Source organism: Paenibacillus sp. PL2-23, assembly GCF_040834005.1.
In the GTDB taxonomy this organism is placed as follows: domain Bacteria; phylum Bacillota; class Bacilli; order Paenibacillales; family Paenibacillaceae; genus Pristimantibacillus.
The window spans coordinates 5,323,949-5,348,285 of record NZ_CP162129.1 but is presented as its reverse complement, the minus strand read 5'-3'; the positions used below and the strand labels follow the sequence as shown (position 1 = coordinate 5,348,285).

17 protein-coding genes are annotated in these 24,337 nt (G+C 56.6%); 15 read left to right on the top strand and 2 right to left on the bottom strand.

What is annotated here, in order from left to right; genetic code table 11:
* Nucleotides 1-12: 12 nt before the first annotated feature.
* From AB1S56_RS23650 to AB1S56_RS23610, 9 genes are all read left to right on the top strand, one after another.
* Nucleotides 13-1,299 carry a sulfatase gene (locus tag AB1S56_RS23650; RefSeq protein WP_340870859.1) on the top strand — a complete coding sequence of 429 codons (1,287 nt, stop codon included), beginning with the start codon at nucleotides 13-15 and terminating at the stop codon, nucleotides 1,297-1,299.
* 240 nt (nucleotides 1,300-1,539) lie between these two features.
* The gene (locus AB1S56_RS23645; protein ID WP_340870861.1) at nucleotides 1,540-3,828 is read left to right on the top strand and encodes a helix-turn-helix domain-containing protein; all 2,289 of its coding nucleotides are present in this window, start codon (nucleotides 1,540-1,542) and stop codon (nucleotides 3,826-3,828) included.
* Between the two features lie 246 nt (nucleotides 3,829-4,074).
* Complete coding sequence (locus AB1S56_RS23640; RefSeq protein WP_340870896.1) at nucleotides 4,075-5,010, top strand: ABC transporter permease subunit; 936 nt, start codon at nucleotides 4,075-4,077, stop codon at nucleotides 5,008-5,010.
* Nucleotides 5,011-5,033: 23 nt separating this feature from the next.
* On the top strand, nucleotides 5,034-5,912 hold the full coding sequence (locus AB1S56_RS23635; protein WP_340870862.1) for a carbohydrate ABC transporter permease: 879 nt from the start codon (nucleotides 5,034-5,036) through the stop codon (nucleotides 5,910-5,912).
* A gap of 98 nt (nucleotides 5,913-6,010) precedes the next feature.
* Nucleotides 6,011-7,567, top strand: a complete 1,557-nt coding sequence (locus AB1S56_RS23630; protein ID WP_340870863.1) for an extracellular solute-binding protein — start codon at nucleotides 6,011-6,013, stop codon at nucleotides 7,565-7,567.
* A gap of 94 nt (nucleotides 7,568-7,661) precedes the next feature.
* Entirely contained in the window at nucleotides 7,662-8,726 is a 1,065-nt protein-coding gene (locus tag AB1S56_RS23625) for a glycoside hydrolase family 88 protein (protein ID WP_340870864.1), read from the top strand.
* Complete coding sequence (locus AB1S56_RS23620) at nucleotides 8,719-11,022, top strand: polysaccharide lyase family 8 super-sandwich domain-containing protein (RefSeq protein WP_340870865.1); 2,304 nt, start codon at nucleotides 8,719-8,721, stop codon at nucleotides 11,020-11,022. The genes AB1S56_RS23625 and AB1S56_RS23620 overlap by 8 nt, the downstream gene beginning before the upstream one ends.
* Before the next feature lie 18 nt (nucleotides 11,023-11,040).
* Nucleotides 11,041-14,724, top strand: coding sequence for a sugar-binding protein (locus tag AB1S56_RS23615; RefSeq protein ID WP_340870866.1), 3,684 nt, complete (start codon nucleotides 11,041-11,043; stop codon nucleotides 14,722-14,724).
* A 44-nt stretch (nucleotides 14,725-14,768) separates the two neighbouring features.
* Nucleotides 14,769-16,070, top strand: coding sequence for a sulfatase (locus AB1S56_RS23610; RefSeq protein WP_340870868.1), 1,302 nt, complete (start codon nucleotides 14,769-14,771; stop codon nucleotides 16,068-16,070).
* Between the two features lie 260 nt (nucleotides 16,071-16,330).
* On the opposite strand, the gene AB1S56_RS23605 is transcribed toward AB1S56_RS23610, so the two are convergent.
* Nucleotides 16,331-17,458, bottom strand: coding sequence for a glycoside hydrolase family 88 protein (locus tag AB1S56_RS23605; RefSeq protein WP_340870871.1), 1,128 nt, complete (start codon nucleotides 17,456-17,458; stop codon nucleotides 16,331-16,333).
* A 116-nt stretch (nucleotides 17,459-17,574) separates the two neighbouring features.
* Here AB1S56_RS23605 and AB1S56_RS23600 point away from each other — a divergent pair, with 116 nt between their 5' ends.
* Entirely contained in the window at nucleotides 17,575-18,447 is an 873-nt protein-coding gene (locus AB1S56_RS23600; RefSeq protein ID WP_340870872.1) for an AraC family transcriptional regulator, read from the top strand.
* 22 nt (nucleotides 18,448-18,469) lie between these two features.
* Here AB1S56_RS23600 and AB1S56_RS23595 read toward each other — a convergent pair whose 3' ends face one another.
* Complete coding sequence (locus tag AB1S56_RS23595; RefSeq protein ID WP_340870874.1) at nucleotides 18,470-19,468, bottom strand: LacI family DNA-binding transcriptional regulator; 999 nt, start codon at nucleotides 19,466-19,468, stop codon at nucleotides 18,470-18,472.
* Nucleotides 19,469-19,596: 128 nt separating this feature from the next.
* On the opposite strand from AB1S56_RS23595, the gene AB1S56_RS23590 reads away from it, so the two are divergent.
* The 5 genes from AB1S56_RS23590 to AB1S56_RS23570 all read left to right on the top strand — a co-directional run bounded on the left by AB1S56_RS23590 (nucleotide 19,597) and on the right by AB1S56_RS23570 (nucleotide 24,335).
* On the top strand, nucleotides 19,597-20,961 hold the full coding sequence (locus AB1S56_RS23590; RefSeq protein WP_340870875.1) for an FAD-dependent oxidoreductase: 1,365 nt from the start codon (nucleotides 19,597-19,599) through the stop codon (nucleotides 20,959-20,961).
* 22 nt (nucleotides 20,962-20,983) lie between these two features.
* Entirely contained in the window at nucleotides 20,984-22,453 is a 1,470-nt protein-coding gene (locus AB1S56_RS23585) for a sulfatase-like hydrolase/transferase (RefSeq protein WP_340870876.1), read from the top strand.
* A 315-nt stretch (nucleotides 22,454-22,768) separates the two neighbouring features.
* Nucleotides 22,769-23,134 carry an NADH-quinone oxidoreductase subunit A gene (locus tag AB1S56_RS23580; RefSeq protein WP_340870877.1) on the top strand — a complete coding sequence of 122 codons (366 nt, stop codon included), beginning with the start codon at nucleotides 22,769-22,771 and terminating at the stop codon, nucleotides 23,132-23,134.
* Entirely contained in the window at nucleotides 23,125-23,658 is a 534-nt protein-coding gene (locus AB1S56_RS23575) for an NADH-quinone oxidoreductase subunit B family protein (protein WP_340870879.1), read from the top strand. The genes AB1S56_RS23580 and AB1S56_RS23575 overlap by 10 nt, the downstream gene beginning before the upstream one ends.
* The gene (locus AB1S56_RS23570; protein ID WP_340870880.1) at nucleotides 23,655-24,335 is read left to right on the top strand and encodes an NADH-quinone oxidoreductase subunit C; all 681 of its coding nucleotides are present in this window, start codon (nucleotides 23,655-23,657) and stop codon (nucleotides 24,333-24,335) included. Before AB1S56_RS23575 ends, AB1S56_RS23570 begins: the two co-directional genes overlap by 4 nt.
* The last annotated feature ends 2 nt before the right edge of the window (nucleotides 24,336-24,337 follow it).

The following is a 24,337-nucleotide window of genomic DNA, read 5'->3' as shown; positions in this document are numbered from 1 at the left end:
GATGAAGGCATAATGAATATTGTATACTTGCATTCTCACGATACTGGAAGATATATTCAGCCCTATGGCTATAACGTTCCAACGCCCAACTTAATGAAGCTGGCAGAGGAAGGCGTCATCTTCCGTCACGCGTACAGCGCAGCTCCGACTTGTTCACCAAGTCGGTCTGCCCTGCTGACGGGGATGACTCCCCATTCTTGCGGCATGCTGGGCTTGACACACCGAGGCTTCGAGCTGAATGATCCTAAGCAGCATCTGGCATCATTTTTGCAAGATAATGGCTACAGAACAGTGCTGTGCGGCATTCAGCATGAAACGGTGGATGTCGGCAGTCTTGGCTATACGGATATATTGTCGACGGAATCCAACGATAAACGCAATGCGGCTCTTGCCGCAGAGTATATCAAGGAGCTTCCGGCGAAGCAGCCGTTCTTCCTGTCGTTCGGCATGATTAACACGCACCGGGACTTTCCCGAGCCGGCTCCCGATCTGAACCCGGATTTTGTTATGCCTCCGGCTCTGTTCTATGATCATCCCATTAATCGCGACGACATGGTCAGGTACATGACCTCCGCCCGCATTATGGATGACTGTATCGGCGTTGTCATGAACGCCTTGGAGCAGGCAGGTCTGATGGACAATACGCTCATTCTGTACACGACGGATCATGGACTTGCGTTCCCGCATATGAAGAGTCAGCTGTATGATGGCGGCATCGGCGTATCCTTGATTATGAAGCATCCTACAGCGTTTCCTCGCAGAGGGGCTGTAGATGCGCTTGTGTCTCATCTGGATGTATTCCCGACGCTGTGCGAGCTGCTGGAGCTGGATAAGCCGGATTGGCTTCAGGGCGAATCTCTCCTGCCGGTGCTTACGGGCGCCGAGGAGGAGGTCAGAGAGGAGCTATTCGCTGAGGTCACCTACCATGCCGCTTATGAGCCTATGCGCTGCATTCGCACGCAGCGATACAAGTACATTCGCTTCTATGACGAGCATGGCCAATATGTAGCGGCGAATGTGGATGATGGCTTGGCCAAAACCTTTATGGTGGAGCATGGCCTGCTGGCGGAGAAGCATGTCAACGAAATGCTGTTCGACCTGTATCTGGACCCTGTGGAGAGAGTCAATCTGGTGGGCAATCCAGCCTATATGGAGGTTTATGGCTCCTTGCGGGACCGTCTGGCGAGCTGGATGGAGTCGACAGACGATCCGCTGCTGAAGGGACCGGTGCCGAAGCCGCCTGGCGCCAGAATCAACACGCTCAGCTCCCTGAGCCCGCGTGAGCAGAATTACGAATAATTGGCGGTGCACCTAGCAACGAGAGCTTCAAGCAAGTGAAAGCCTTCAGATCCGCCAGCAGAACGGGTCTGAAGGCTTTTTCTCTTGGTGCCTGGGGCGTATATGCAAGGTAATGATTATTGATCGTTATAGGTGTTCATGCTAAGGTGGGCATGGTATTCGCGTCACGCGCAAGGGATACGGTAACCCCTGCAGGATCGCAAGCGCTTTCATAATGGTGATCAATAAGGATGTGTTTAGATGAGGTTTAATGGTTATTTGCAGCGGCTGATCGCTTTTACGCTGCTGCTCAGCATGCTGCCGGTCGCCATACTTGGCGTCTTCTCTTATTCCAAGTCCGCCTCCGATATTCAAGACAAGGTGAATGACGGGAATATGATGCGCCTGAAGCAGACGCAGTTGACGGTGGAGCAAGCGCTGAAGACCGTTGAGCATACGGCTGTGCGGTTCGCCAACTCTCCGCTGGTGAACGCCAATATTGATGTAGGTCTGACTCCGGATGATTTCCAGATCGTTGGGGATCTGATGAAGGAATTGTCGACCTTGTCCGGGGTGCAGCTGGAATCCTTCGATCCCATTCTGATCAGCAGCCGGCAGGGCTGGGCAGTCAGCGATGACGGCCTTGGACGGATGGAGGCGCAGATCGGCCAGGAAGAGCTGGCTTATTATACCCAGCTTCCGGAGCAGCTGCTCTGGATCAGCGAGGCGGGAGCGCCGTTCGCAGGCGGCTCGCCTGGACATATTAATCTGGTCATTAAGGTGCCGCTCAATGACAGCTCGCCATCCGGTCTGCTGGTTGTTCGCACCTCTACAAGGGATATTAGCCGGCAGATCTATAAGAACCAGAGCTCCGGCAGTGTGGTTGTGCTGGATGAGCAGTACAGGGTGCTGGTCTCCGATACAGACCTCCGGACAGGGGAGGATGCGGCGGCATACCCGTTCATGAAGGCTATTCAAGGCCAAGGCTACGCTGCGGGCTATACAGAGGCTGATGTGGGACAAGAGAAATCCGGCATCAGCTATATTCGCTCCAGCTATAATGGCTGGTCTTATTTGTCCATTGTATCCATCGACGAGATTACGAGCGACGCGCGCGCCATTGGATGGTTAACGCTCATTATATGTATCGTCACTCTGCTGCTTACCACCTTGATCTCCTTCCTGGGTTCGTTCCGGATGTACCGGCCCATTCGCAGCCTGTATGATTTGTCCGCAAGAATGACGGGCGCGACGGAGGCTCCCGCCAAGGGAGGGGATGAATTCCGCATTATTAGCGAGCGGATTCACAGCCTGGACATGAATCGAAGCCAGCTGACGGAGCAGCTTGACCGGCAGGTGGAGCAGCTCAACGACTTTTTTGTGCTGAAGCTGCTGCGCGGTGAAATTCCCCGGAGAGAAATCGAGGAGCGCCTGCGCTTGTTCGGCTATACGGAAGGCTGGACGCAGAAATGTGTGCTGGCGATACAGATTGATACGCTGGAGGGTACCGTATACGAGGAGAAGGACAGGGACTTGATGCTGTTCGCGATGAAAAATATCGTGAATGAGCTGGCCCCGGAGAACGCTCTGCATGCCTGTATGGTGACGGGGCATGGCGTTATTGTGATACGGGGAGGCTGCCATGACTCCGAGGCGTTGTTCGTGAAGGAGCTGTACGCGCAGGCGGAGAGCATTCAGAAGGCGATCAAGCATTATTTGAAGCTGAAGGTCAGCATTGGCATTAGCAAGGTATGCGCCTCCTACGACCAGCTGCCCCAGGCTTACAGGGAGAGCGTGGAGGCGCTCAAGTACCGCATGAAGCTGGGACATGAGTCGATTCTCTTCATTAAGGATATGGAATCAGGCGGCGGCAAAGCCTCGTATCCGGAGCAGCTCGAGAATCGGCTGCTGGATGCCGTCAAGGAGACGGATAAGGAACAAGCCGATATACTGCTGGAGGAATGGCTGGAGGATGTGTTCAGAAGCGAGATGAGGCTGGACGAGTATCAGCTCTCCATGGTCCGGCTGCTGACGGGGATTATGCGTATTGTAGACGATTCCGGAGAGCCGTTTCGCTGGAAGGAGCTGGAGGGCAAGTCCATTATTGATCAGCTGTTCGAGCTGACCAGCAAGCGAGAGATTGGGGAGTGGTTCCGCGACACGGTTATCGCTCCGGCGATCCGGCTACTGGATGAGCGAAGAGGCGAGAAGTACAAATCCATCTCCGACGAGATCATACGGATCATACATGAGGAGTACGACACGGATCTGACGCTGGAGGATTGCGCAGCCCGTCTTCATTACCACCCCAGCTACATTTGGCGCATCCTGCGGAAGGAGGCTGGCATCAGCTTCAGCGAATACCTGGCGCAGCATCGCCTGAAGGTGGCGAAGGAATGGCTGGAGGGCTCCGATATGACCATTACGGAGATCGCGGAGCGATTGCGGTACAATAACTCGCAGAACTTTATCCGGTACTTCAAGAAGATGGAGGGCGTATCGCCCGGGAAATATAGAAAGGAACGCCATAATGCGGACAATGCCTCCTGAGACCCGGTTTTCAGGAGGTTTTTTTACCACAATCATCTCGTTGAATGGACCGCTCGGAACAGTCTACACCTTGATTATTGCCTGTAATGACACCCCGCAATTCGCTGATTCCAAGGCATTCCGACAGGCGGGGATATGATTATATACGGTAATCGGACCTGATGGTACATTGGGATCAAACGAACCAGAAGGAGGCCGAAATTCGCCGTCATGAAAGACATCATTACGAACGCGGGCTCATCCAAGATGATCAACAGGATGCAGAGACAGCTCATGAGTTATCAGAAAATCCGCAGGCTCGTGAGGGATAGATGGTTATATATACTGTTGTTCCCCGGACTGCTGTATTTTCTCTTATTTAAGTATTTGCCCATGTGGGGAATCGTCATCGCGTTCCAGGACTACAATCCATTCCTTGGGGTAATGGACAGCCCGTGGGTAGGCTGGGCGCACTTTGAGCGGCTGTTCGGCGACCCCGATTTTTGGGTGCTGCTGCGCAATACCGCGCTGATCGGGTTGTATAAGCTCGTCTTCTTCTTCCCGGCGCCCATCATTATCGCTTTGATGCTGAACGAGCTTCGCAAGCAGGTGTTCAAGCGGTTTGTTCAGACGATGGTTTATATCCCTCACTTTATGTCGTGGGTCGTTGTGGTAGCGATTACTTATGTACTGTTCACAACCGAGGGCGGCGTCATTAACGAGTGGATCGCATCCATCGGAGGAGAGAAGATTAACTTCCTCATCAGCGCTGATTGGTTCCGCTCCGTGTTTATCGGCCAAATTTTGTGGAAGGAAACCGGCTGGGGCACCATCCTGTTCCTTGCCGCGCTTGCCGGCGTCGATACGGAGCAATACGAGGCGGCGACCATTGACGGAGCGAATCGCTGGCAGAAGATGTGGCATATTACGTTCCCGGCCATTCGCAGCACGATTATTATTTTGCTGATTCTCAGACTTGGCGACTTCCTTGATACAGGCTTTGAACATGTCTTCCTGCTGCTGAACCCGATGAACCGAAGCGTCGGCGAGGTATTCGATACCTATGTCTACACCGTCGGTCTCGCGCAAGGGCAATACAGCTACAGTACCGCGGTAGGGTTGTTCAAATCGTTGATCGGACTTGCGCTTGTATTGGGCGCGAATCACGCTGCTAAGCGGGCCGGTCAAGAAAGTCTGTATTAATGGAGAGAGGAGGCCAATAACGGATGCTGAGAAAAAAAACGTTGGGCGGCGTGCTGTTCGACAGCTTTAACTATATTTTCCTTACCGCCTTTGCCCTGGTCACCGTGCTGCCCTTCATACACATTATCGCGGTGTCGCTGTCTACAGCTCAAGATTACGGTGCCAAGGAGTTTATTCTGTGGCCAAGAGGCTTAACGCTGGATGCTTATAAATACCTGTTCGCTATGGACTCGGTTCCCCGAAGCTTGCTCGTTACGGTGTACATTACAGTAGCGGGGACGATCGTCAATCTGATCTTTACGCTGACGATGGCCTACAGTCTGGCGAAGAAGGAGCTGCTCGGCAGGCGTACGATTATGCTGCTCGTCATCTTCTCGATGCTGTTCCAAGGCGGCATGATTCCGACCTATCTCGTCGTGAAGGAGCTTCATTTGATAGATACGTACTGGTCTCTGCTGCTTCCGGGAGCGATCAGCGCCTTCAATATGATTATTATTAAGAACTTCTTCCAGCAGCTTCCGCCTGGTCTGGAGGAATCCGCGAAGATTGACGGTGCAAGCGATCTGGGCATCTTGGTGAAAATCGTCATTCCATTGTCCATGCCGGTCATCGCGACGTTCACCCTGTTCTATGCGGTGGGACACTGGAACACGTTCTTCAACGCCATTATTTATATTAACGATGCGGATATGCGTCCGATTCAGGTGGTGCTTCGCCAGATCGTCATCTTATCCGAGCAGCTGGGCACCAATGATGACTTCAACGCATCAGCCGTCGCCAATCTGTCATCGTCCATCAAGATGGCGGTTATCGTGGCGGCAACGCTGCCGATCCTGCTGGTCTATCCGTTCCTGCAAAAATATTTTGTCAAAGGCATTATGTTAGGCTCTATGAAGGGCTGATTCCGCAAGGCAACATCGGTACAATCTGCCAGGCATGCTGTATGCAGGCATGCCGGCGGTTGGATAATAGATAAGAGATAAAAGGGAGGATTTATTCAATGTCGACAAAGAAACGGAAGTGGAAAGGTCTGCTTGCTCCAGCTTGTACGATGTTTCTGGCTGCCAGCCTTCTCGCTGGGTGCGCGGGCAATAATGCCGCTCCGGAGCAAAGCTCCCCTTCACCATCCGCGAACGCGGGCAATGCACCAAAGGAGGATGCACCAGCCGAGCCTTATGCTATGAAGCTGATGGTGCTGAGCTTGAGCCCGGACAACCCAGAGAAGGACAATGCCTTCCAGAAGGCGATCGAGGAGCATACGAATACGAAGCTGGACATTACTTGGGTGCCTCAGGACACGTATGATGAGAAAACGAACCTGATGATGGCTTCCGGCGAAATGCCGGATCTCATGTACGTCAAGAGCATGAAGTCCTCCAGCATTCTGAATGCTGTGAAGGCGGGCGCATTCTGGGAGATTGGTCCTTATTTGAAGGATTACCCGAATCTCAGCCAAGCGAACGAGGGCATTCTTCGTAACCTGGGCATCGACGGCAAGGTGTATGCCGTGTATAAGCACTCCGCGCCTGCTCAGGTTGGCGTGACATACCGCAAGGACTGGCTGGACCAGCTCGGTATGACAGAGCCGACAACACCGGATGAGTTCTACGAGATGCTGAAAGCGTTTAAAGAGAAGGACCCGGATCAGAATGGCAAGGACGACACATACGGCCTCATCTATTGGAAAGAGGATTACCTGAGCATGTTCCGCATTATTGCGAACTGGTTCGGCTCTCCGAACATCTGGGGCGAGGACGAGTCGGGCAACCTGACTCCGGACTTTGTAACAGAAGAATACATGACCGCTCTGAACTTCATGAAGAAGCTGTATGACGACAAGCTGATCAATCAGGACTTCGCGGTTGTGGCCAACTCCAAAGCAAACGAGATGTTCTTGGCTGGTGAAGGCGGCTCCATGCTGAGCTCCCTGAACAACCCGGCTGCATGGGTAGCCAGCGGCAAGACGAAGCCGGAAGCGGTGCTGGATGCCTTCAGCACGCTGGAAGCGGGCTTCGGTCCACGGGCTAGAGCGGGCAGCGGTTATCTGGGCGTCTACATGATTCCGAAGAAATCCGTACCTAACGAAGAGGAATTGCACAAGGTGCTGAAGTTCATGGATCAGATGAATGACAAGGAGATGCAGAATCTTCTGGAGTATGGCATTGAAGGCACGCATTATAAGGTGGAAGACGGCAAGGCACTGATTACGGACAACGAATTGCTGCAGAAGCAGCTGCTGGATTACAAGCAGCTGCAGGTGAAGGTAGCCATGAATTTGACGCCTCCTGGCGGTCTGCTGCCGATCCAACAGAAGGTTGCTGACCTCAAGGAGGCTAATGAGAAGGTTGCTGTATACGATTTGGCGCAGCCATTCGATTCTGACACCTATACGAAGCAAGGCCAGCAGCTGGACAGCATGCGTTATGACATGATGGTGAAATACGTGATGGGCCATATTGACGCGGCCGGTTACCAAGCTGAGGTCGAGAAGTGGCGCAATGCCGGCGGCAACGCTGTGATCGAGGAATTGAACGAGCAATATCAGAAGACGAAGTAACACTTGCAATACGCGGGAGAGACAGGTTTAGGCGAATTCGCCTAAACCTGCTCGACTAGGTGGAAGAAAGACATCGTGAGAGGAGTACGGACAGATGACAAGGAACAATCCGGCGCTGCTAATGGAACAATTGCTGCACAGAGTCGAAGGTATTCAGTCGGATGTATGGCGGCTGAATATGGAGCATTGGGAATGGAACTCGGGCGTATGTCTGTTCGGGATCATCAAGGCGTATGAAGCTACTCATCAGGAGCAATACCTCCGGTTTCTTCGTGAATGGTACGACCGGAACGCGCCGCGCCGCAAGTCCGGCTCGGTCAACACCGTTATATCCGCGAACGTTGCCCTGCTGCTGCTGCAGGAAACAGGGGATCGACAGTATGAAGAGGTGTGCGAGGAATATGTCGATTGGTGCCTGCGCACGGCGCTGAAGACAAGCAACGGCGGCTTCGCTCATGTATGGAGTGAAGGCGGGCTGGAGGATTACAAGAATCAGCTGTGGATCGACTCGCTGTTCATGGCCTGCTTGTTCATGCTTCGGTACGGAGCGTATAAGGGCAATGAGGAGCTGCTTCGGGCGGCAAGAGAGCAGTTCGACATTCATATTCGCTGCCAATTCGATCAAGAAGCCGAGCTGTTCTACCACGGGTATCATTGCGTCAGCGGCAAGCCGCTGGGCGAATTCTGGGGAAGAGGCAACGGCTGGGCGGCGGCAAGCCTGGTGGAGCTGCTGGAGCACGAGCTGGCGTCCCAAGTCGATAACTCCCCATATACCCAGGTGTTCCGTCGACTGATGGAGAGAGCCTATGGTCTGCGTCTGCCGGACGGCACGCTTCGCACGCTGCTCGTTGTGGAGGACGCGTATTCTGAATCGACGGCCACGGAGCTGTTCGCGTATGCTGCTCTGAAGGGAGCAAGGCTCGGCGTGCTGGATGAACGCTTTGAGGCATGGGGCAGGGAGACCGCTGAGGCGTTATCCGCTCAGCTATCCCAGAACATCATCCCGCAGAGGGCTTCAGGGGGAACGGATTGCCAGGGGAGAGAGGGCTATCTCCAGGTTCCGTATACCGAGACGCTGTATGCGTACGGCATTCCATTGATGCTGCTCAGCGAATCGCTGCTGCCCGGCGGGAAGCTGCAGGAGACTGCCCATGTTTGATAAGCTGCTGGCACGATGGCGTTCGGTACTGACAGGAGGCTCGGAGCTCGCCTTTGAGCCTTCCGATCCCGACTTTAGAGACAAGCTTGAGCGTATAGCTGAAGCCGCGCGCGCCCACGCGCAAGCCATGGATACGGGGAGCCTTGATGCGATGTGGCAGGATGTGCCGAAGCTTCCGAATGCGGCGGATCTGCACGAGAATTACAGCAGGCTGCTGGAGATGGCTCTCGCGCATGAGACGCCGGGCTCGCCGCTCTACCAGGATGAAGCTCTTGGACGCAACGTGTTGCTAGGGCTGGAGTGGATGTATGCCCATCGTTACAACGAACGAACGGCGACCTACGGCAATTGGTGGTATTGGGAGATCGGATCTCCTCTGCTTCTGACCAATACGCTTTGCCTGATGCGAGAGCGTCTCCCGCAGGAGAGGCTGGCCGCATACCTGGAGCCCATTGCGAGATTTATCCCGAACCCGTACCTGATGCGGACTGCGGATCTGGCGGAGCCGTACACCTCTACGGGAGCGAATCGGGTGTGGAAGTGCCGCGCTTATTTGTTCCGTGCGCTGCTGCTTGAGGACGCAAGAGGAATCGCCGAGGCTCGCGACGCTCTGTCTCCCGTATTCGAGCTGGCCGCCTCCGGCGACGGCTTCTATGCGGACGGCTCGTTTATTCAGCATAAAAAATTCTCGTATACCGGCGGTTATGGCAAGTCGCTGCTGAAGGAATTGGCGGAGCTCGCTTACATCCTGCGCGGAACGCACTGGGAAATGGCTACTGAGCATACCCACACGATGGTGGAATGGCTGGATCAAGCCTTCGATCCCTTCATCTTCCGCGGCCTTATGATGGATATGGTAAGGGGCAGGGAAATTTCCCGAAGCTTTCCTGACAGCCACTCTGGCGGCCAGACGATCATCGGCGCAGCCTTGCAGCTGGCGGAGGTGGTGTCAGCCCAGCGATCGGCATGGCTGAAGGGGAAGGCGAAGCGATGGATGTTGGACAACACGTGCCGGAATATGGTGGCGGAGGCTCCACTGGCTATCGCGGTGCTGGCCAGGGCCGTGCTGCGAGACGACAAGGTGAAGCCTGCGGAGGAGGCTGCGTTATGTCGCGTGTACGCCCGTATGGACCGGGCTGTGGCGAGGGGTAAGGGGTATGCCGTTGCGGTGAGCATGTTCTCGGGCCGAACAGGCAGCTATGAATCCATTAACGGCGAGAATCTGAAGGGCTGGTATACGGCGCATGGCATGACTTATCTGTATAATGCCGATCTGACGCAATTCAGCGACGGCTTCTGGGCGACTGTGGACCCGAATCGTCTGCCCGGCACAACCGTAAGCCATATGCCCCGTGACAAGGGCTTCGGGCTAGGCAGGTCGATCGCGGGCGAATTTGTCGGAGGAGCCGCTGACGGAGCACAATATGGCCTTGTTGGGATGGAGCTGCTGGAGCCTGGGGAGTTCCACGCCCGGAAGTCATGGTTCATGCTGGGGGATGTCATCGCGGCAGTGGGTACCGTGCTGGAGGGCTCGCAGGTGCCGGTGGTTGAGACGATTGTAGACAATCGGAAGCTGAACCGGGAAGGGAACAACCGCATTGTGGCGGAGACAGAGGAAGGCTGTGAGGAGCTCATAGGTGACGGAGACGTCCGTACGCTTCGGCCTCGCTGGATGCATCTGTCCGGAAACGTCCCGGGAGCGGACATGGGATATGTATTCCCGAGGGCGGCCACGCTCAAGCTGCTTCGCGAGGAAAGGTCGGGACGCTGGAGCGATATTAGCGCCAAGGGCTCCGATGAGACATTGACCCAGCATTATATGACGGCTTGGCTGGAGCATGATACCCGTGAGAAGGAGGATGCGTATGCCTATCTGCTGCTGCCGGGAAGAAGCCCGGGGCAGGTTGCCGCCTACGCCGATAACCCGGATCTTGAAGTGGCAGCCTTAACCCGCGACATTCATGCGGTGTCGGATGCCAGCAAGGGGTTGTTCGCCGTACACTTCTGGGAAGGAGGTTGGAAGAAGGCTGGCGTGCTCAGCTGCGACAGTCGCGCTTCAATTCTGTTGAAGGAGAGTGAGGAGCTGCTGGAATTGTTCATCGCAGACCCGACGCAGACGGAAGAGGGAAGCATAGAGCTTAAGCTTCATCTGGCCGTCGATGCGGTAGAGAGCTGCAGCGAGTCTATTACGGTTATTGGCTTGCAGCCTGCGGTCTGCTTGTCTGTGAAGCGGGAGGGCTTGAAGGGGACGACGCAGCGCGTTGTGTTCCGGAAGATCAATCCTGTTAAAATTTGACTTTAGGGGGAAATGGATATGTCGAAGACATTTTTGAAAGCGATTTCTATTATGCTTACCCTTTGTCTTGCCCTATCTTTGACCGGGCCTGTAGGAATGTTGACGAAGGCGGAGGCGAGCTCCACGCTGTTATCCAATGATTTCGAGAATGGGGACACCTCGGCCTGGAATTTGCCGTCCGGCTTCGCTCTGCATTCGGATGCAGGCAACAACGTGCTGAAGTATACGTATAACGCGGGCAGCTCCACGCGCAAGTACGCTGTAGCGGGGGAATCTAACTGGTCGCACTATGAGGTGGAGCTGAAGGTGACCAGCGCCTCAGACAGCAACAGTGTCGGCGTATACGCCAGATATAACGGTGAGAATAACCATTATCTGCTCAGGTTGGACACGGCAACGGATACGCTTTCGCTGGTCAAGCGATTGAGCGGGAACGCTTCGCTGCTGGGCTCCGCGCCAATCGTGCTGGACCTGAACACGTGGTACACGCTGAAGCTTGAAGTGAATGACGATCAGATCACGGGTTATGTCGATGGCGTACCGCTGGTTTCGGTTACGGACGCCTCGCATACAACGGGCAAAATAGCTATTGGCGGCTACAGCAAGTCCAGCTACGCGGTTGACGATGTCATCGTGAGGGACCTCAGACAGCCTACAAGACTGGAGGTGCAGCCAGAGAGCGTTGTCCTGCTGGAGGATGAAGTTCGTCAGCTGTCGGCCACCGTCTTCGATCAAGGGGATCAGGCCATGAACGACGTATCGGTAACCTGGAGCAGCGATGACGCTTCTGTCGCAGCTGTTGACGGGAACGGCTTCACGACGGGCATGGCGGCAGGGTCAACGGTTGTTCGCGCGACCTATGGCAGCCTGTCGGATTCCGCCGCTGTTACGGTAGAGGAGCTTGTAACGGAGGCGCCGCTGGAGCTGAAGCGTACACTGCAGCCGCTTGAGGTGGATGGAGCGCTGGACGAAAGCGTATGGAGCCTCGACCGCACAGCGCGCAAATCCGTGCTCGGCGTGAACGGCAACACGGTGAACTTCGGAGCGCTGTGGGATGAGGACTACCTGTATGTTGGCGTGCAGGTGTTCGACGATGCGCTATGGAATGATTCCACTGATTCCTATGACGATGATTCTGTAGAGGTCTTCATTGATGCCGATCATAATCACGGCTCGACTTATGATGTGAATGACTGGCATTTCCGCAAGGGCTATAACGATACGGCGCTCTTCGAGAGATTGAACGAAAGAGCAGGCGTACTCCATGCCTCGGCGGCCATTCCGGGAGGCTATGCTGTCGAGCTTGCCATTCCGTGGATCAACCTGGGGCTGACGGCTGGAGCGGGGCTTGACTTTGGCTTCGATCTTGCCGTGAATGACGATGATACGGGCGGCGTGCGCGAGGGCCAGCTAGTATGGAGCGGCATTGCCGACAATTACAAGAATACGGTAGCGTTCGGCGATGCCATCTTGCTGTCCGATACCGTAGGCACGACGCCTCCGCCGACACAGCCTGCTCCGGTTGATCGTTATGTGACGCCGCAGGGCGCGGGTTCGATGGATGGCAGCAGCTGGGCGAATGCGTTCGCCGGAGACACGGCTGGCGGCTTGCAGGCGGCCTGGGATGCTACAGGCGATGGCCATACGCTGTTCGTCGGCAGCGGGACGTATACCGTGCCGCAGACGGTAGAGCTGACCAGAGGCGGTACGGATGAATCGAGCTGGAAGCGATTGCTTGGCGTGGATACGGGCGCGGGAGCGCCGGTGTTCCAAGGCGACTATACCCTGTCCAATCAGGTGCAGCGGAGCCTCATTGATGTTCCCCTTGGCGTGAGCTACTGGCATATTGAGAATATCGTCATCAGGAACTACTATTATGGCGTCTATGCCAACGGACAGCATGAAGGCGTGCGAGTCATTGACGTCGATATGCATGACATGAGCGACGGCGTCTATATGTGGGGAAGAGCTACCCGCTCCAATCCGGATGCAGGCTCCCACGATATTGTGATCAAGGGCGGCCACTACACCAATTATACGAAAAGTGCCGTGCGCTTCCGCAATGGCAACTATAATGCCAGCGTCATCGGCGTAACGGCGGATGCGGGCGGACAGGCGAACTATGCGGCAGGCAGCTTCCCGATGGGCTTCCGGATCGGCAACTCGCCGGAGTCGGAGTATATTTTCGACCATGACATCGTCTTCCAGGACGTCGTCAGCAGCAACAGCTGGCATGAGAATGGCGGCAACTATTGGAATGGCGACGGCTTTGCGGCAGAGCGCCAGACCTATAACCTGACCTATGTGCGCAGCAAAGCGTTCGACAGCACGGACGGCGGCTGGGATGACAAATCCATCAACCCGGTGTTTATCGATACGGTTGCCTTCGGCAACAAGCGGAACTACCGGATTTGGTCGGCGGATAAGGCGGTATTCATCCGGTCGATCGGCGCCTATTCCTACAAGCGCGGCGGCAACGGCGATTCCCTTGGCCTGTGGGTGGGCAGCGCCGTCGGCAAGGCGGAGCTGTACTACAGCACGCTCTACAATAACGAGAATACGGAGATCGCGTTGGAAGGCGCGACCAACCAGGTAGATATTTACGACTCCATTATCGGGGACAGCAACGGAGGGGCGCTGTACGTCCTGAATGGCGGACAAGTGAACGTCACCAACACCGAGGAATATATTGCGGGCGTGCAGGGCAATGATCCGCAGTTCGTGAACGGCACCAATGCGGGCTGGCAAGGGAACAGCACGGATTTCAACAGCCAGCTGTACGGAACGGCGAAGGGCTACACGTATCCGGGTCCGAACAGCACGCCTTACACGGTGCAGATCAGCGCCGCCAGCCTGTCGCTTGACAAGTATGAGGAGGCTGCCGTAAGCGCCCAGGTGCTGGATGGTAACGGACAGCCGGTCACGGATCTGGAGAACGTCATTTGGTACAGCGATGATGCCTATCTCGCACGGCTGCTGCAATCGCGCGGCGCAAACGCGGTGGTACAGGGCTTGAACGAGGGTACAACCCAGCTAGTGGCGATGTACAAGGGAGCGGAGGCGAAAATTACCGTCACCGTGCCTGGAGCCATGCAGGCGCCGCAAGACGCGGAGGCGCCAGTGACAACAACGAACGCACCCAGCGGTTGGGTGAGCGACGAGGTGGAGGTGCAGCTCACGGCATCGGATGACCTCTCCGGCGTCGCCTCGACTTACTATCGCTTGAACGGAGGAGAAGAGACAGCCGGCACCTCCCTTACCATTGTCGAAGAGGGTGTTCATACGCTGCAGTATTGGAGCGTGGATGAAGCCGGCAATGCGGAGACGGCTCAGACCGTGGAGATCAAGGTGGATCGCACGGGACCCGTCCTGCAGGTGAATACGAACCTGCAATCCTTATGGCCTCCGAACGGCAAATTTCATGACATTATCGTCGACGTGAGCGCGGAGGATGAGCTGTCGGGCACGGCTTCGATCGTGCTTACGGGTATATCCAGCAATGAAGCGGGAGAGCTGGAGGATATTCAGGATGCGGAGTACGGGACCTTCGATACACGGTTCAAGCTGAGAGCGAAGCGCGAAGGCTCGGGCTCAGGCAGAGTCTACACCGTCTCCTATCGAGCTACGGATGCGGCAGGCAACGTATCGACGGGCGAAGGTTATGTGGTTGTAGAGCACGACCAATCCAAGAAAGAGAAGTAGGGCTGGATCAGGATTTGCGATAGAGAGAGGGAGCTGCGAGAGAGATGAATATTGTATATTTGCATACGCATGACACGGGGAGATACATTCAGCCTTACGGCTATGCCGTGCTAACCCCGCATCTGATGAAGCTGGCGGAGGAGGGCACGCTCTTCCGCCAGGCCTACACGGCCGCGCCTACCTGCTCGCCGAGCAGGGCGGCGCTGCTTACGGGCAGCGCCCCGCATTCCAACGGCATGCTGGGCCTGACGCATCGAGGCTTTCTGCTGCACGACTATGGCCAGCATCTGGCTGCGTTCCTGCATGCCAATGGATTCGACACGGCTCTGTGCGGCGTGCAGCATGAAGCGCCGGAGCGGACGATGCTGCCTTACGGGCAATTCCTGGATGCCGAACTGACGGACGCCTATGAGCATGAGGATATCAGCCATGCGCACCGAGCGGCTGCTTTCATCCAGGAGGAGCGTGAGAAGCCGTTTTTCCTGTCGCTGGGACTGTTCAACACGCATCGGGAGTTTCCGGAGACGGACCCTGAGGTGAATCCGAACTATGTGCAGCCGCCTTATCCCTTCGCCGATACTCGGCAGAACCGGGAGGACATGGCGGCGTATATCAGCTCGGCTAAGCTCATGGACCGCTGCGTGGGCATTGTGATGGAGGCTCTGAAGCAATCCGGCAAGGAGGAGAGCACGCTGGTCATCTTCACGACGGACCACGGCATTGCCTTCCCGCATATGAAGTGCAGCTTGTACGATACAGGCATTGGCGTCGTCCTGCTGATGAAGAAGCCAGGAGCCGTAAGAGCGGGACATGCGGAGGATGCGCTTGTATCGCAGATCGATCTGTTCCCGACGATATGCGAGCTGCTGCAGCTCCGGAAGCCGGACCATCTGCAGGGCGTTTCGCTCCTGCCGCTGCTCCAAGGGACGGCGGAGAAGGTGCGGGACGAGGTGTTCGCCGAGGTCACCTTCCATGCCGCTTATGAGCCTCTGAGGTGCATTCGCACGGAGCGCTATAAGCTTATTCGATGGTTTGACGAGCATGACCGCCCAGTGCCTGCCAATATCGACGACTCGCCGTCCAAGGCATTCCTGGTTGAGCATGGCCTATTGGAGGAGAGAAGGGATTCAGAGGCGTTGTACGATCTTTATCTGGACCCTGTGGAGCGGGTGAATGTCGTTCGCAAGGAGCGTTACGAGAAGGTGTATCAGGAGCTGTCGGACCGTCTCCTGGCGTGGATGGAGCAAACCGGAGATCCTCTGCTGAAGGGCAGGGTGCCCATTCCGGAGGGGGCGCGCATTAACAAGAGCAGCTGCATCAGCAATCGCATGAACGATTACGAATAAAGAGCAGAAGCAACAGCAGTCGCATGAACGATTACGAATAAAGAGCAGAAGCAACAGCAGTACAGCAGAACAAAAGTATACAAGAACAAAAGAATACAAGAACAAAACAATAAAATAACAGTAGAACAAAAGAACAGCGCACAGGGCGGCAACCTCCCTGTGCGCTGTTTTTGTTGAAATAAAAAGTATATGCTTCCTCTATACGGGGCTTATATTTCAACGCGAAACGTATGCTGCCAGTCAATGGACGGCGCAGCCGTTTACACTTGCTCGTACCAATATCCCTTGTGTCCCCGCTCCAGTCGCATCAGCGCCTCCAGGTAGTAGTAATCGCCCCAGATGACGAAATCGTCGGGCGAATTGCCCTTTCTGACGCTGTAGGAGCCGCGCTTCAGGAAGCCCTGTGCCCCTGGCATATCCATTGTGGAATAAGACTCCACCAGACCGCGAATGGATTTGTTCATGCCGTCCTCCAGGAAGGCGCGATCGGGATGATCCGCTGGAAGATACTTGAGCAGCTCGTGAATGCCGCACACTGTAATGGCGGAGGCGGAGCTGTCCCGCTTCGTCTCCGGCGTCACAGGAGCCTCGAAGTCCCAATAGACGACATGATCCTCCGGCAGGCGGTTCAAGAAATATTTGGCCAGACGCAGCGACGTTTCCAGATACAACGGGTCCTTCGTATAAGCGTAGGACAACGCGAAGCCGTAGATGCCCCATGCCTGTCCTCTCGTCCATGTCGAGCCGTCGTCGTAGCCTTGCTGCGTGCCGCCTCGAAGCGCCTCGCCGGTCTCCTGGTTGAAGTAGAAGGTATGGTAGGAGGAATCATCCCCGCGGATGAGGAAGCGACGGCTGCGATCCGCATGCTTGACCGCTACATCCAGATACTTCTCATCTCCCGTCGTCCGGTGAGCCCAGTAGAGGAGCGGCAGGTTCATGAGACAGTCGATAATAATCCGTCCGCCGTTCAGCTCATCTCCCTCATTGCCCCATGCTTGAATAATGCCGCTCTTCGGCCGCCAGCGCAACATCAGCATGTCAGCCGCTTCCAGCGTCAGCGCCTTGGCCTGCGGATCCTTCTCAATCATCCACTGCGCCTTCGACGACAGCGAATACAGGAAGCCGAGATCGTGGAAGTCCACACGAATCTGCTTCTCCATCCGATTCCGGAAGCTTTCCACCGTTCTGCGCGCTGCCTCCAGGAAGTCATTGTCGCCGGTATATTCATAGCACAGCCACAGGATGCCCGGCCAGAAGCCGTCCGTCCACGTATTGTTAGGCGTAAGCATATATTCATCGTTTTTGCTGCAATGAGGGAATTGATCGCCGAACCGGCCGATGTTCACCCTTGTTTTTTCTACCGCATCCTCAATCGCTTGCTTCCACATTTCATTCACCCTCCTTGTTATACTATGTCTATCGTAAGGGAGAATGCGAGCTATTTGTCCATGCCGATTGTGTTAAAATGTAGCTATATTGCTGTCCTGGGAGTGACCCCATACCTATGAATCGACTACAGAACATTGACTTCGTAACGAAGCCGTTCCGAGCCCGCATACTGGCCAAGGCGGATGACAAGTACAGAGGCTACTTCCATTACCATCAAGGAGTAGAGCTGCTGTATGTACATCAAGGGAGCGGCACGCTGGTGCTGGAGCAGCAGGTGCATCAGATGCAGCCCGGGGATCTGTATCTATTCCAGCCGTTCCAGCTGCACCATGTTCAGGCGCATGTCAGCGAGGAGACCCCCTATATCCGCTCCACGCTGCATTTCGAGCCGCAAATGCTGGAGCGTTATCTCAAGCCGTATGACCGGCTGTATGACATCTATACGTATATATGGAAGGGCGCCATGCGCAAGCAAGTGCTGCGAGGCATCACGGAGCACTATCCCATAGACCCGCTCCTGCGCTATTACAAGGAGAGGCTTCAGGTTGGCGGGGAGGCGGACCAGCTTGAGCTGTTCGCCAGCCTGCTGCAGCAGCTGCTGGTGATGATGCAGCATCAGGTGCAGGAGGCGTCGCCGCAGCCGCCGTTCGCCGCACGCAGCTTGTCCCATTCGGAGGCTGTGCTGCAATGGGTGGAGCGGCATTATGCCGAGCCTTACCGACTGGAGTCGCTGGCCGAGGAGCTGCATGTGTCCAAATACCATCTCTCCCATACGTTCAAGCGAGAGACGGGCAGCACCATTACGGACTATATACAGGCCCGAAGAATGAAGGAGGCCTGCCAATGGCTGACGACCAGCCCCCTGTCCGTCGCGGACATCGGCGCTCGGGTCGGCTGGCCGGTCGCCTCGCATTTCATCCAGCGGTTCAAGAAATGGACGGGCGTTACGCCGCATCAATATCGGAAGCGGCATCAGAGCAGAGGGTAGCGGAGGAAGGGCGAAGGCCGCCCTACACGGGGGATGAAGTTGCGCCTTCCTGGAAGGAGCCCATAATGCGGGAATGCTCATAGGGCTGATTGGGATGGGCAAGCCTCCACAGGATGCGGTCGGCGGCCTGATACCCGGTTTCCTTGATCAATAGCTGCGGCCTGCTGAGCAGGGGCAGTTCGGGAGGCTGCTCATTCACCAGCGCGACAAGGGAGCATTGCTCCGGGATGGAGACCCCTACCTCCGTTAAGGCGCGATAGACGGCTGGGCAATCCTCGTCAATGCCGACAATCACCGCCGTTGGCGCATGCTGGCGGTAGCTCTCCATAAACCCTGGGGCGCTGGCATGCAGCACGGGCAGGCCAAGCTCGGCCATCGCCCCGTCGAACGCCTGCTGCCTCAGCACGTATCCTCTCTGGGACAGAACGTCGCCGACATACAGGATACGCCGATGTCCCTTGCGATAGAGGAAGTCCACGGATTGATAGATCGCCTCCTGCACATCCCACACCACGCTGTCGACCTGGGACAGCGGTCTTGGATAATTAATGAGCGTGATGGCCAGCGGCAGGGACAGCAGCCTGCTCTCGATGGAGCTGGAGCGGATTCTGGGGGCGATCAGCAGGCCGTCCGCATGGATGATATTGTGCTCCTCCACCCACTGCTGGAACGTCTCCTCCGACCAGTCCTCATCCAGCACATAACGCTCCAGCTGGTGGTCGAATTGCCGGAACCGCTCCTCCAGCCCGTCGGTCAGCAGCCGATTGTAATTCATGGATTCATGCGACTGCACCAGAATAAAGCGCAGCCGAATAGAGGGATAGGGCATGATGCCTTGCCTGGCCATCTCCCTGGCTTGGCTGGTGGAGAGGTATCCCCGCATATAGGCGGTGCGGATAATACGCCCGCGCGTCGCCTCCGACATGCCGGGCAGTCCCCGCAGCGCCTTGGAGATCGTCTGAATCGATATGCCGAGCTCCGAGGATAAATCCTCAAGCGTCGCTGCTTTTCTTCTTCCCATACGCGAACAATCCCGCCTTCCGAATACTACGAGCTTGCCCCTATTTTAAACGAAAATGATACTATATTGAAGCGCGCCTCCCTATCTATAATGAAATCACAACAACATTGCAGGAGGCGAATAACGATATGAAGCTTGCAAATGGAACAAGAATCGATACAGATATTGTGGTGTGCGGCGGCGGACCAGCGGGTATTAACGCGGCGCTGGCTGCGGGCAGAAGCGGCGCGAAGACGCTGTTAATTGAAAGGTATGGCTTCCTCGGAGGCATGTCTACCATCGCGCTGGTGTACCCGTGGATGACCTTCCATACAACGGGCGGCAAACAGGTTATTGGCGGCATCGCCCAGGAGATCGTGGACCGCCTGCAGGCGGAGGGAGCCTCGCCGGGACATGTGCGGGATACAGTAGGCTTTGTGAATACGATTACGCCTTATGACCCTGAGGTGTACAAGACGCTTATCGTCGACATGCTGCACGAAGCCGGCGTTACCGTGCTGCTGCACAGCTTCGTGGACCAGGTCAACACGGTAGAGGATCGGATTGAGTCGGTGGAGATTACGACGAAATCCGGCCGGTTCCACATTCATGCGAAGCAATTTGTGGACACGTCCGGCGATGCCGACCTGGCCTATCTGTCGGGCGCTCCTACCCTGCAGGGCCGAGAGGGCGATAAGCAGACGCAGCCGATGACGATGAAGTTCAGAATGCGGGGCGTCGATCTCGACGCTGTGAAGCAATATATGCTGGAGCATCCTGACGAATTTTATAAGAAGACGCCATTCGATGAGCTGCAGGAGCTGCCATTGTCCGGGGTGCTGGGGTACTACAAGCATTGGAAGGAAGCGAACCTGCCCATCAACCGCGATCAAGTATTGTTCTTCACGGGACCGGGTCCTGACGAGGTGCTGGTGAATACGACGCGCGTACAGGGACTGGACGGCACCGACGTGAGCGATCTGACAGAGGCGGAGACGCTGGGACGGAAGCAGGTCCGGATGGTAGCGGACTTCATGAGAGGGAATCTGCCCGGCTTCGAGAAGGCCTCGCTCTCCTCTGTGGGCACGCAGATCGGCATTCGGGAAACACGCCGGATTGACGGACAATATGCGCTGCAGGTAGAGGATGTTATTCAAGGCAAGGCGTTCTCCGATTGTATCGCCAGAAGCGGCTATCCGATCGATATTCACGACCCGACAGGCAAGGGTGTACAGGCTGCTTGGGTGCAGGGAGACGGCGCTTACGATATTCCGTATCGCTGCTTGCTGCCGAAGCGAATCGACAACCTGCTTGTAGCGGGCCGCTGCATCTCCACCACCCACGAGACGCTGGCGACGACGAGGCTGACGCCAAGCTGTATGGCCACAGGTCAAGCGGCAGGCACAGCGGCGGGCCTAGCCGTCAAGCATGGCTGCACGCCGTCGGAGGTTGACGTAGCCCAGCTGCAGGCGGAGCTTCGCCGCGGCGGTGCGCTGCTGGATGCGGAAGCCTGATAGAGAGGGGGAGGATGGGACGATGACGAAGAAGCCGAATATCTTGTTCATTACGACGGATCAGCAGCGCGCGGATTGCCTTAGTATCGCGCGATCGGAGCATCCCGTCATGACGCCGCATCTGGATCAGCTGGCGGACGAAGGCGTACGGTTCACTCGGGCCTACAGCGATTGCCCCCTGTGCATCCCTTCCCGCACAACGATTATGACGGGGCGTACGGCCTATGCGCACGGGGTAGACACGAACGGCGAGTTCCCTATTCCCGAGGAGAAGGAGAATACGCTGCCCGGCCGGCTTACATCGGCCGGCTACCAGACGCATGCTGCGGGGAAGATGCATTTCTACCCGCCGCGCAATCGCAACGGATTCGAGCGGATGCGATTGCTGCCTGAGGATTATGTCAACATGCTGGAGGGAGCGGGCTATGGGGGCATGTACCGGGGCCACGGCCTTGGCGGCAATGAGGTGCACCCCACCTTCAGCGCCGTGCCTACCGAATATACGTCGACGCACTGGACGGTATCGGAATCCATTGATTTCTTGAGACAGCGCGACGAAGGGAACCCGTTCTTCATGTGGACCAGCTTCGAGGCGCCGCATCCGCCCTTCGACCCGCCGGAGCGATTCGTCCGGCTGTATGACGGCGTAGACATTCCAGACCCTATTGCCGGCGATTGGACAGGCGCCGAAGCGCCGGAGTGGGTGCGCCATCGCCGCCTCTCCCGCAAGCTGGACCGGCTGAGCGAGGATGTCGTGAGAGCCGCGCGCAAGCACTATTATGCCATGATCACGCACATCGACTACGAGCTTGGACGCCTGTTCGGCGAGCTGAAGGGACAGGGTCTATGGGATAATACCATCATTATCTTCACGTCGGACCATGGCGAGATGCTGGGCGACCACGGCCTGTTCCACAAGTCCTGCTTCTACGAGCAGTCGGCCAGGGTGCCGCTTATCCTCAAGCCGGCGTCATCCACGCCATTGCCGCTGGGAGCGGGCAGCGTATGCGACAAGCCGGTGCTGCTTGCCGACCTGTATCCGACACTGACGGAGCTTGCGGGCTGCAGCAAGCCGGGCGATAGGGATGAGCGGGAGGGCCGCTCCTTAATCGCTTCCATGAACGGGGACGAGCTTGTCGCCGATCGCGTGCTGGCGGGCTATATTCAAGACGAAGGCGGCTTGTATATGGTCACGGACGGCAAGTGGAAGTACGTCTATTACGCCCAGGATCAGCGCGAGCAGCTGTTCCATGTCGAAGAGGATGCCGGAGAGCTGAAGGACCTATGGCCTGCCGCGGCCGCAGCCAAGGATGAGCGCCTCGTGTCTTATCGCCGGATTCTGGCGGACACCTTTGCCAGCCATGGTATCACGATGGAGAACGGTGAGCTGAAGGCCGACCAGGCGGCGCGGAAGGAATGGACCGAGGAGAGGATTCGCCAGAACAATCCATTTGCTTGGCGGGGGCCCATCCGTTACGGCGGTCATTGGTAACAGCCTGGTAACAGATTGGCTGAATTGAACATATAAGCGCGGAGTTCCGATCTCATGGTCGGGGCTTCGCGCTTATTTGCCGTATACATATTTTTGGCATGGAAGAGTTACCCTAATGAGTGATCCGAACCCAGCAGAAGGGAGGCTTCCGCTCATGCTTCGTTCCCGTACCATCAGGTGCTCCGCTTCCGGAACAAGACGGGAGAGGGACAAGCAGGGCTAACTCCGTCATAGACGGTGCAGGAAGCATTTGTTATAATTGTGAGGAAAAATTGACCAAGTACCTGCATACCATCCTGTTATGGAGGAGATTGTATGGCACACTATGTCAACCATTACGTTGTGGTCGCGATCTTTCTTGTGCTTGGCATTCTGCTGCCGGTTGTCGCTCTGACTGCCGGAAGGCGGCTGCGGCCGCACAAGCCGACGGAGCCGAAGCGAAGCACGTATGAGAGCGGCAATGAGCCCGTAGGCGAGGGTCAGGTTCAATTCAACATCCGGTACTATTTGTTTGCGCTTATGTTTGTTATCTTTGATGTGGAAACCGTTTTCTTATATCCATGGGCCGTTGCGTACAATAAGCTCGGCTTTTTTGTTCTGGTTGAAATGTTCATCTTCGCAGGCATGCTGCTCGTCGGACTTCTATACGCTTGGAAGAAGAGGGTGCTGAAATGGAACTGAACGGGCATGGGCTTAACCTGGAATCCATTACGCTGGAGGAACGCAAGGAACTCGAACGCAACGTGTTTATGGGCACGCTGGAGCAGCTGAAGGCTTGGGCGCGCAGCAATTCGCTGTGGCCGCTTACGTTCGGCCTCGCCTGCTGCGCCATCGAGATGATGGGCACCGGCGCGTCGCATTACGATCTGGACCGCTTCGGCGTCATGTTCCGCACGTCGCCGCGCCAGTCCGATGTCATGATTGTGTCGGGCACCGTAACGAAGAAGATGGGCCCGCTGCTGCGCCGGCTCTATGATCAGATGCCGGAGCCGAAGTGGGTCATCGCGATGGGCTCCTGCGCCACGGCGGGCGGGCCTTATGTGAAGTCGTATGCCGTTATTAAGGGCGTCGACCAGATCGTGCCGGTCGATGTCTACATTCCGGGCTGCCCGCCCAATCCGGCGGCGCTGATATACGGCATCAACAAGCTTCAGGAGAAGATTCGTTATGAAGCGAAGACCGGGAAGCGGGTGACGGGCCGATGAGCGAGGAGGACAAGAAGGCGGAGCGCGCAAGCGAGGCGGCTGCTTCGCAATCGGCTGCGTCCGTCGATCCCGACCGTGAAGCCAAGCTGAAGGCGGCGGCTGAGGCCAGAGCGGCGAGAGCCGTCGCCAAGGCCAAGGCGGAGGCGGAAGCGGCGGAAGCTGCCGGTCATGCCGAGCCGGAGCCGCCGAAGGAGCCGTCGCGGCGGCAGCCCGAGCTGGACCGAATCGTCGCGATCCTGGGGGAGGCGCTGGGAGCGGGAGCGATCGCGGAGGCTTATCTGAATGAGCTGAACACTGACATGCCGACTCTCGTGCTTGATCCCGCGTGCTGGCCGCAGGCCGCGCTGCTGCTTCGCGATCATGAGTCGCTGCGCATGAATTATTTGCGGAATGTGTCCGGCGTTGACTACGAGACTCATCTGGAGGTCGTCTACCATCTGCTGTCGCTGGAGAGCAAGGCGGATGTCGCCGTCAAGCTGCGGACGGATCGCGAGGGGGCTGAGGTGCCGTCGGCAACGCCGGTCTGGTCCACAGCGAACTGGAACGAGAGGGAGATCTATGATCTGCTAGGCGTGCGGTTCAGGGGCCATCCCGATCTCAGAAGAATTATGATGCCGGATGACTGGGCGGGCCATCCGCTCCGCAAAGATTACGAGCCGCTCGATTCGGAGGTGTAGCC

Coding starts and splice junctions, on each gene's coding strand:
- AB1S56_RS23650 (WP_340870859.1), top strand. CDS start 13: ATGAATATTGTATACTTGCATTCTCACGATACTGGAAGATATATTCAG.
- AB1S56_RS23645 (WP_340870861.1), top strand. CDS start 1,540: ATGAGGTTTAATGGTTATTTGCAGCGGCTGATCGCTTTTACGCTGCTG.
- AB1S56_RS23640 (WP_340870896.1), top strand. CDS start 4,075: ATGATCAACAGGATGCAGAGACAGCTCATGAGTTATCAGAAAATCCGC.
- AB1S56_RS23635 (WP_340870862.1), top strand. CDS start 5,034: ATGCTGAGAAAAAAAACGTTGGGCGGCGTGCTGTTCGACAGCTTTAAC.
- AB1S56_RS23630 (WP_340870863.1), top strand. CDS start 6,011: ATGTCGACAAAGAAACGGAAGTGGAAAGGTCTGCTTGCTCCAGCTTGT.
- AB1S56_RS23625 (WP_340870864.1), top strand. CDS start 7,662: ATGACAAGGAACAATCCGGCGCTGCTAATGGAACAATTGCTGCACAGA.
- AB1S56_RS23620 (WP_340870865.1), top strand. CDS start 8,719: ATGTTTGATAAGCTGCTGGCACGATGGCGTTCGGTACTGACAGGAGGC.
- AB1S56_RS23615 (WP_340870866.1), top strand. CDS start 11,041: ATGTCGAAGACATTTTTGAAAGCGATTTCTATTATGCTTACCCTTTGT.
- AB1S56_RS23610 (WP_340870868.1), top strand. CDS start 14,769: ATGAATATTGTATATTTGCATACGCATGACACGGGGAGATACATTCAG.
- AB1S56_RS23605 (WP_340870871.1), bottom strand. CDS start 17,458: ATGTGGAAGCAAGCGATTGAGGATGCGGTAGAAAAAACAAGGGTGAAC.
- AB1S56_RS23600 (WP_340870872.1), top strand. CDS start 17,575: ATGAATCGACTACAGAACATTGACTTCGTAACGAAGCCGTTCCGAGCC.
- AB1S56_RS23595 (WP_340870874.1), bottom strand. CDS start 19,468: ATGGGAAGAAGAAAAGCAGCGACGCTTGAGGATTTATCCTCGGAGCTC.
- AB1S56_RS23590 (WP_340870875.1), top strand. CDS start 19,597: ATGAAGCTTGCAAATGGAACAAGAATCGATACAGATATTGTGGTGTGC.
- AB1S56_RS23585 (WP_340870876.1), top strand. CDS start 20,984: ATGACGAAGAAGCCGAATATCTTGTTCATTACGACGGATCAGCAGCGC.
- AB1S56_RS23580 (WP_340870877.1), top strand. CDS start 22,769: ATGGCACACTATGTCAACCATTACGTTGTGGTCGCGATCTTTCTTGTG.
- AB1S56_RS23575 (WP_340870879.1), top strand. CDS start 23,125: ATGGAACTGAACGGGCATGGGCTTAACCTGGAATCCATTACGCTGGAG.
- AB1S56_RS23570 (WP_340870880.1), top strand. CDS start 23,655: ATGAGCGAGGAGGACAAGAAGGCGGAGCGCGCAAGCGAGGCGGCTGCT.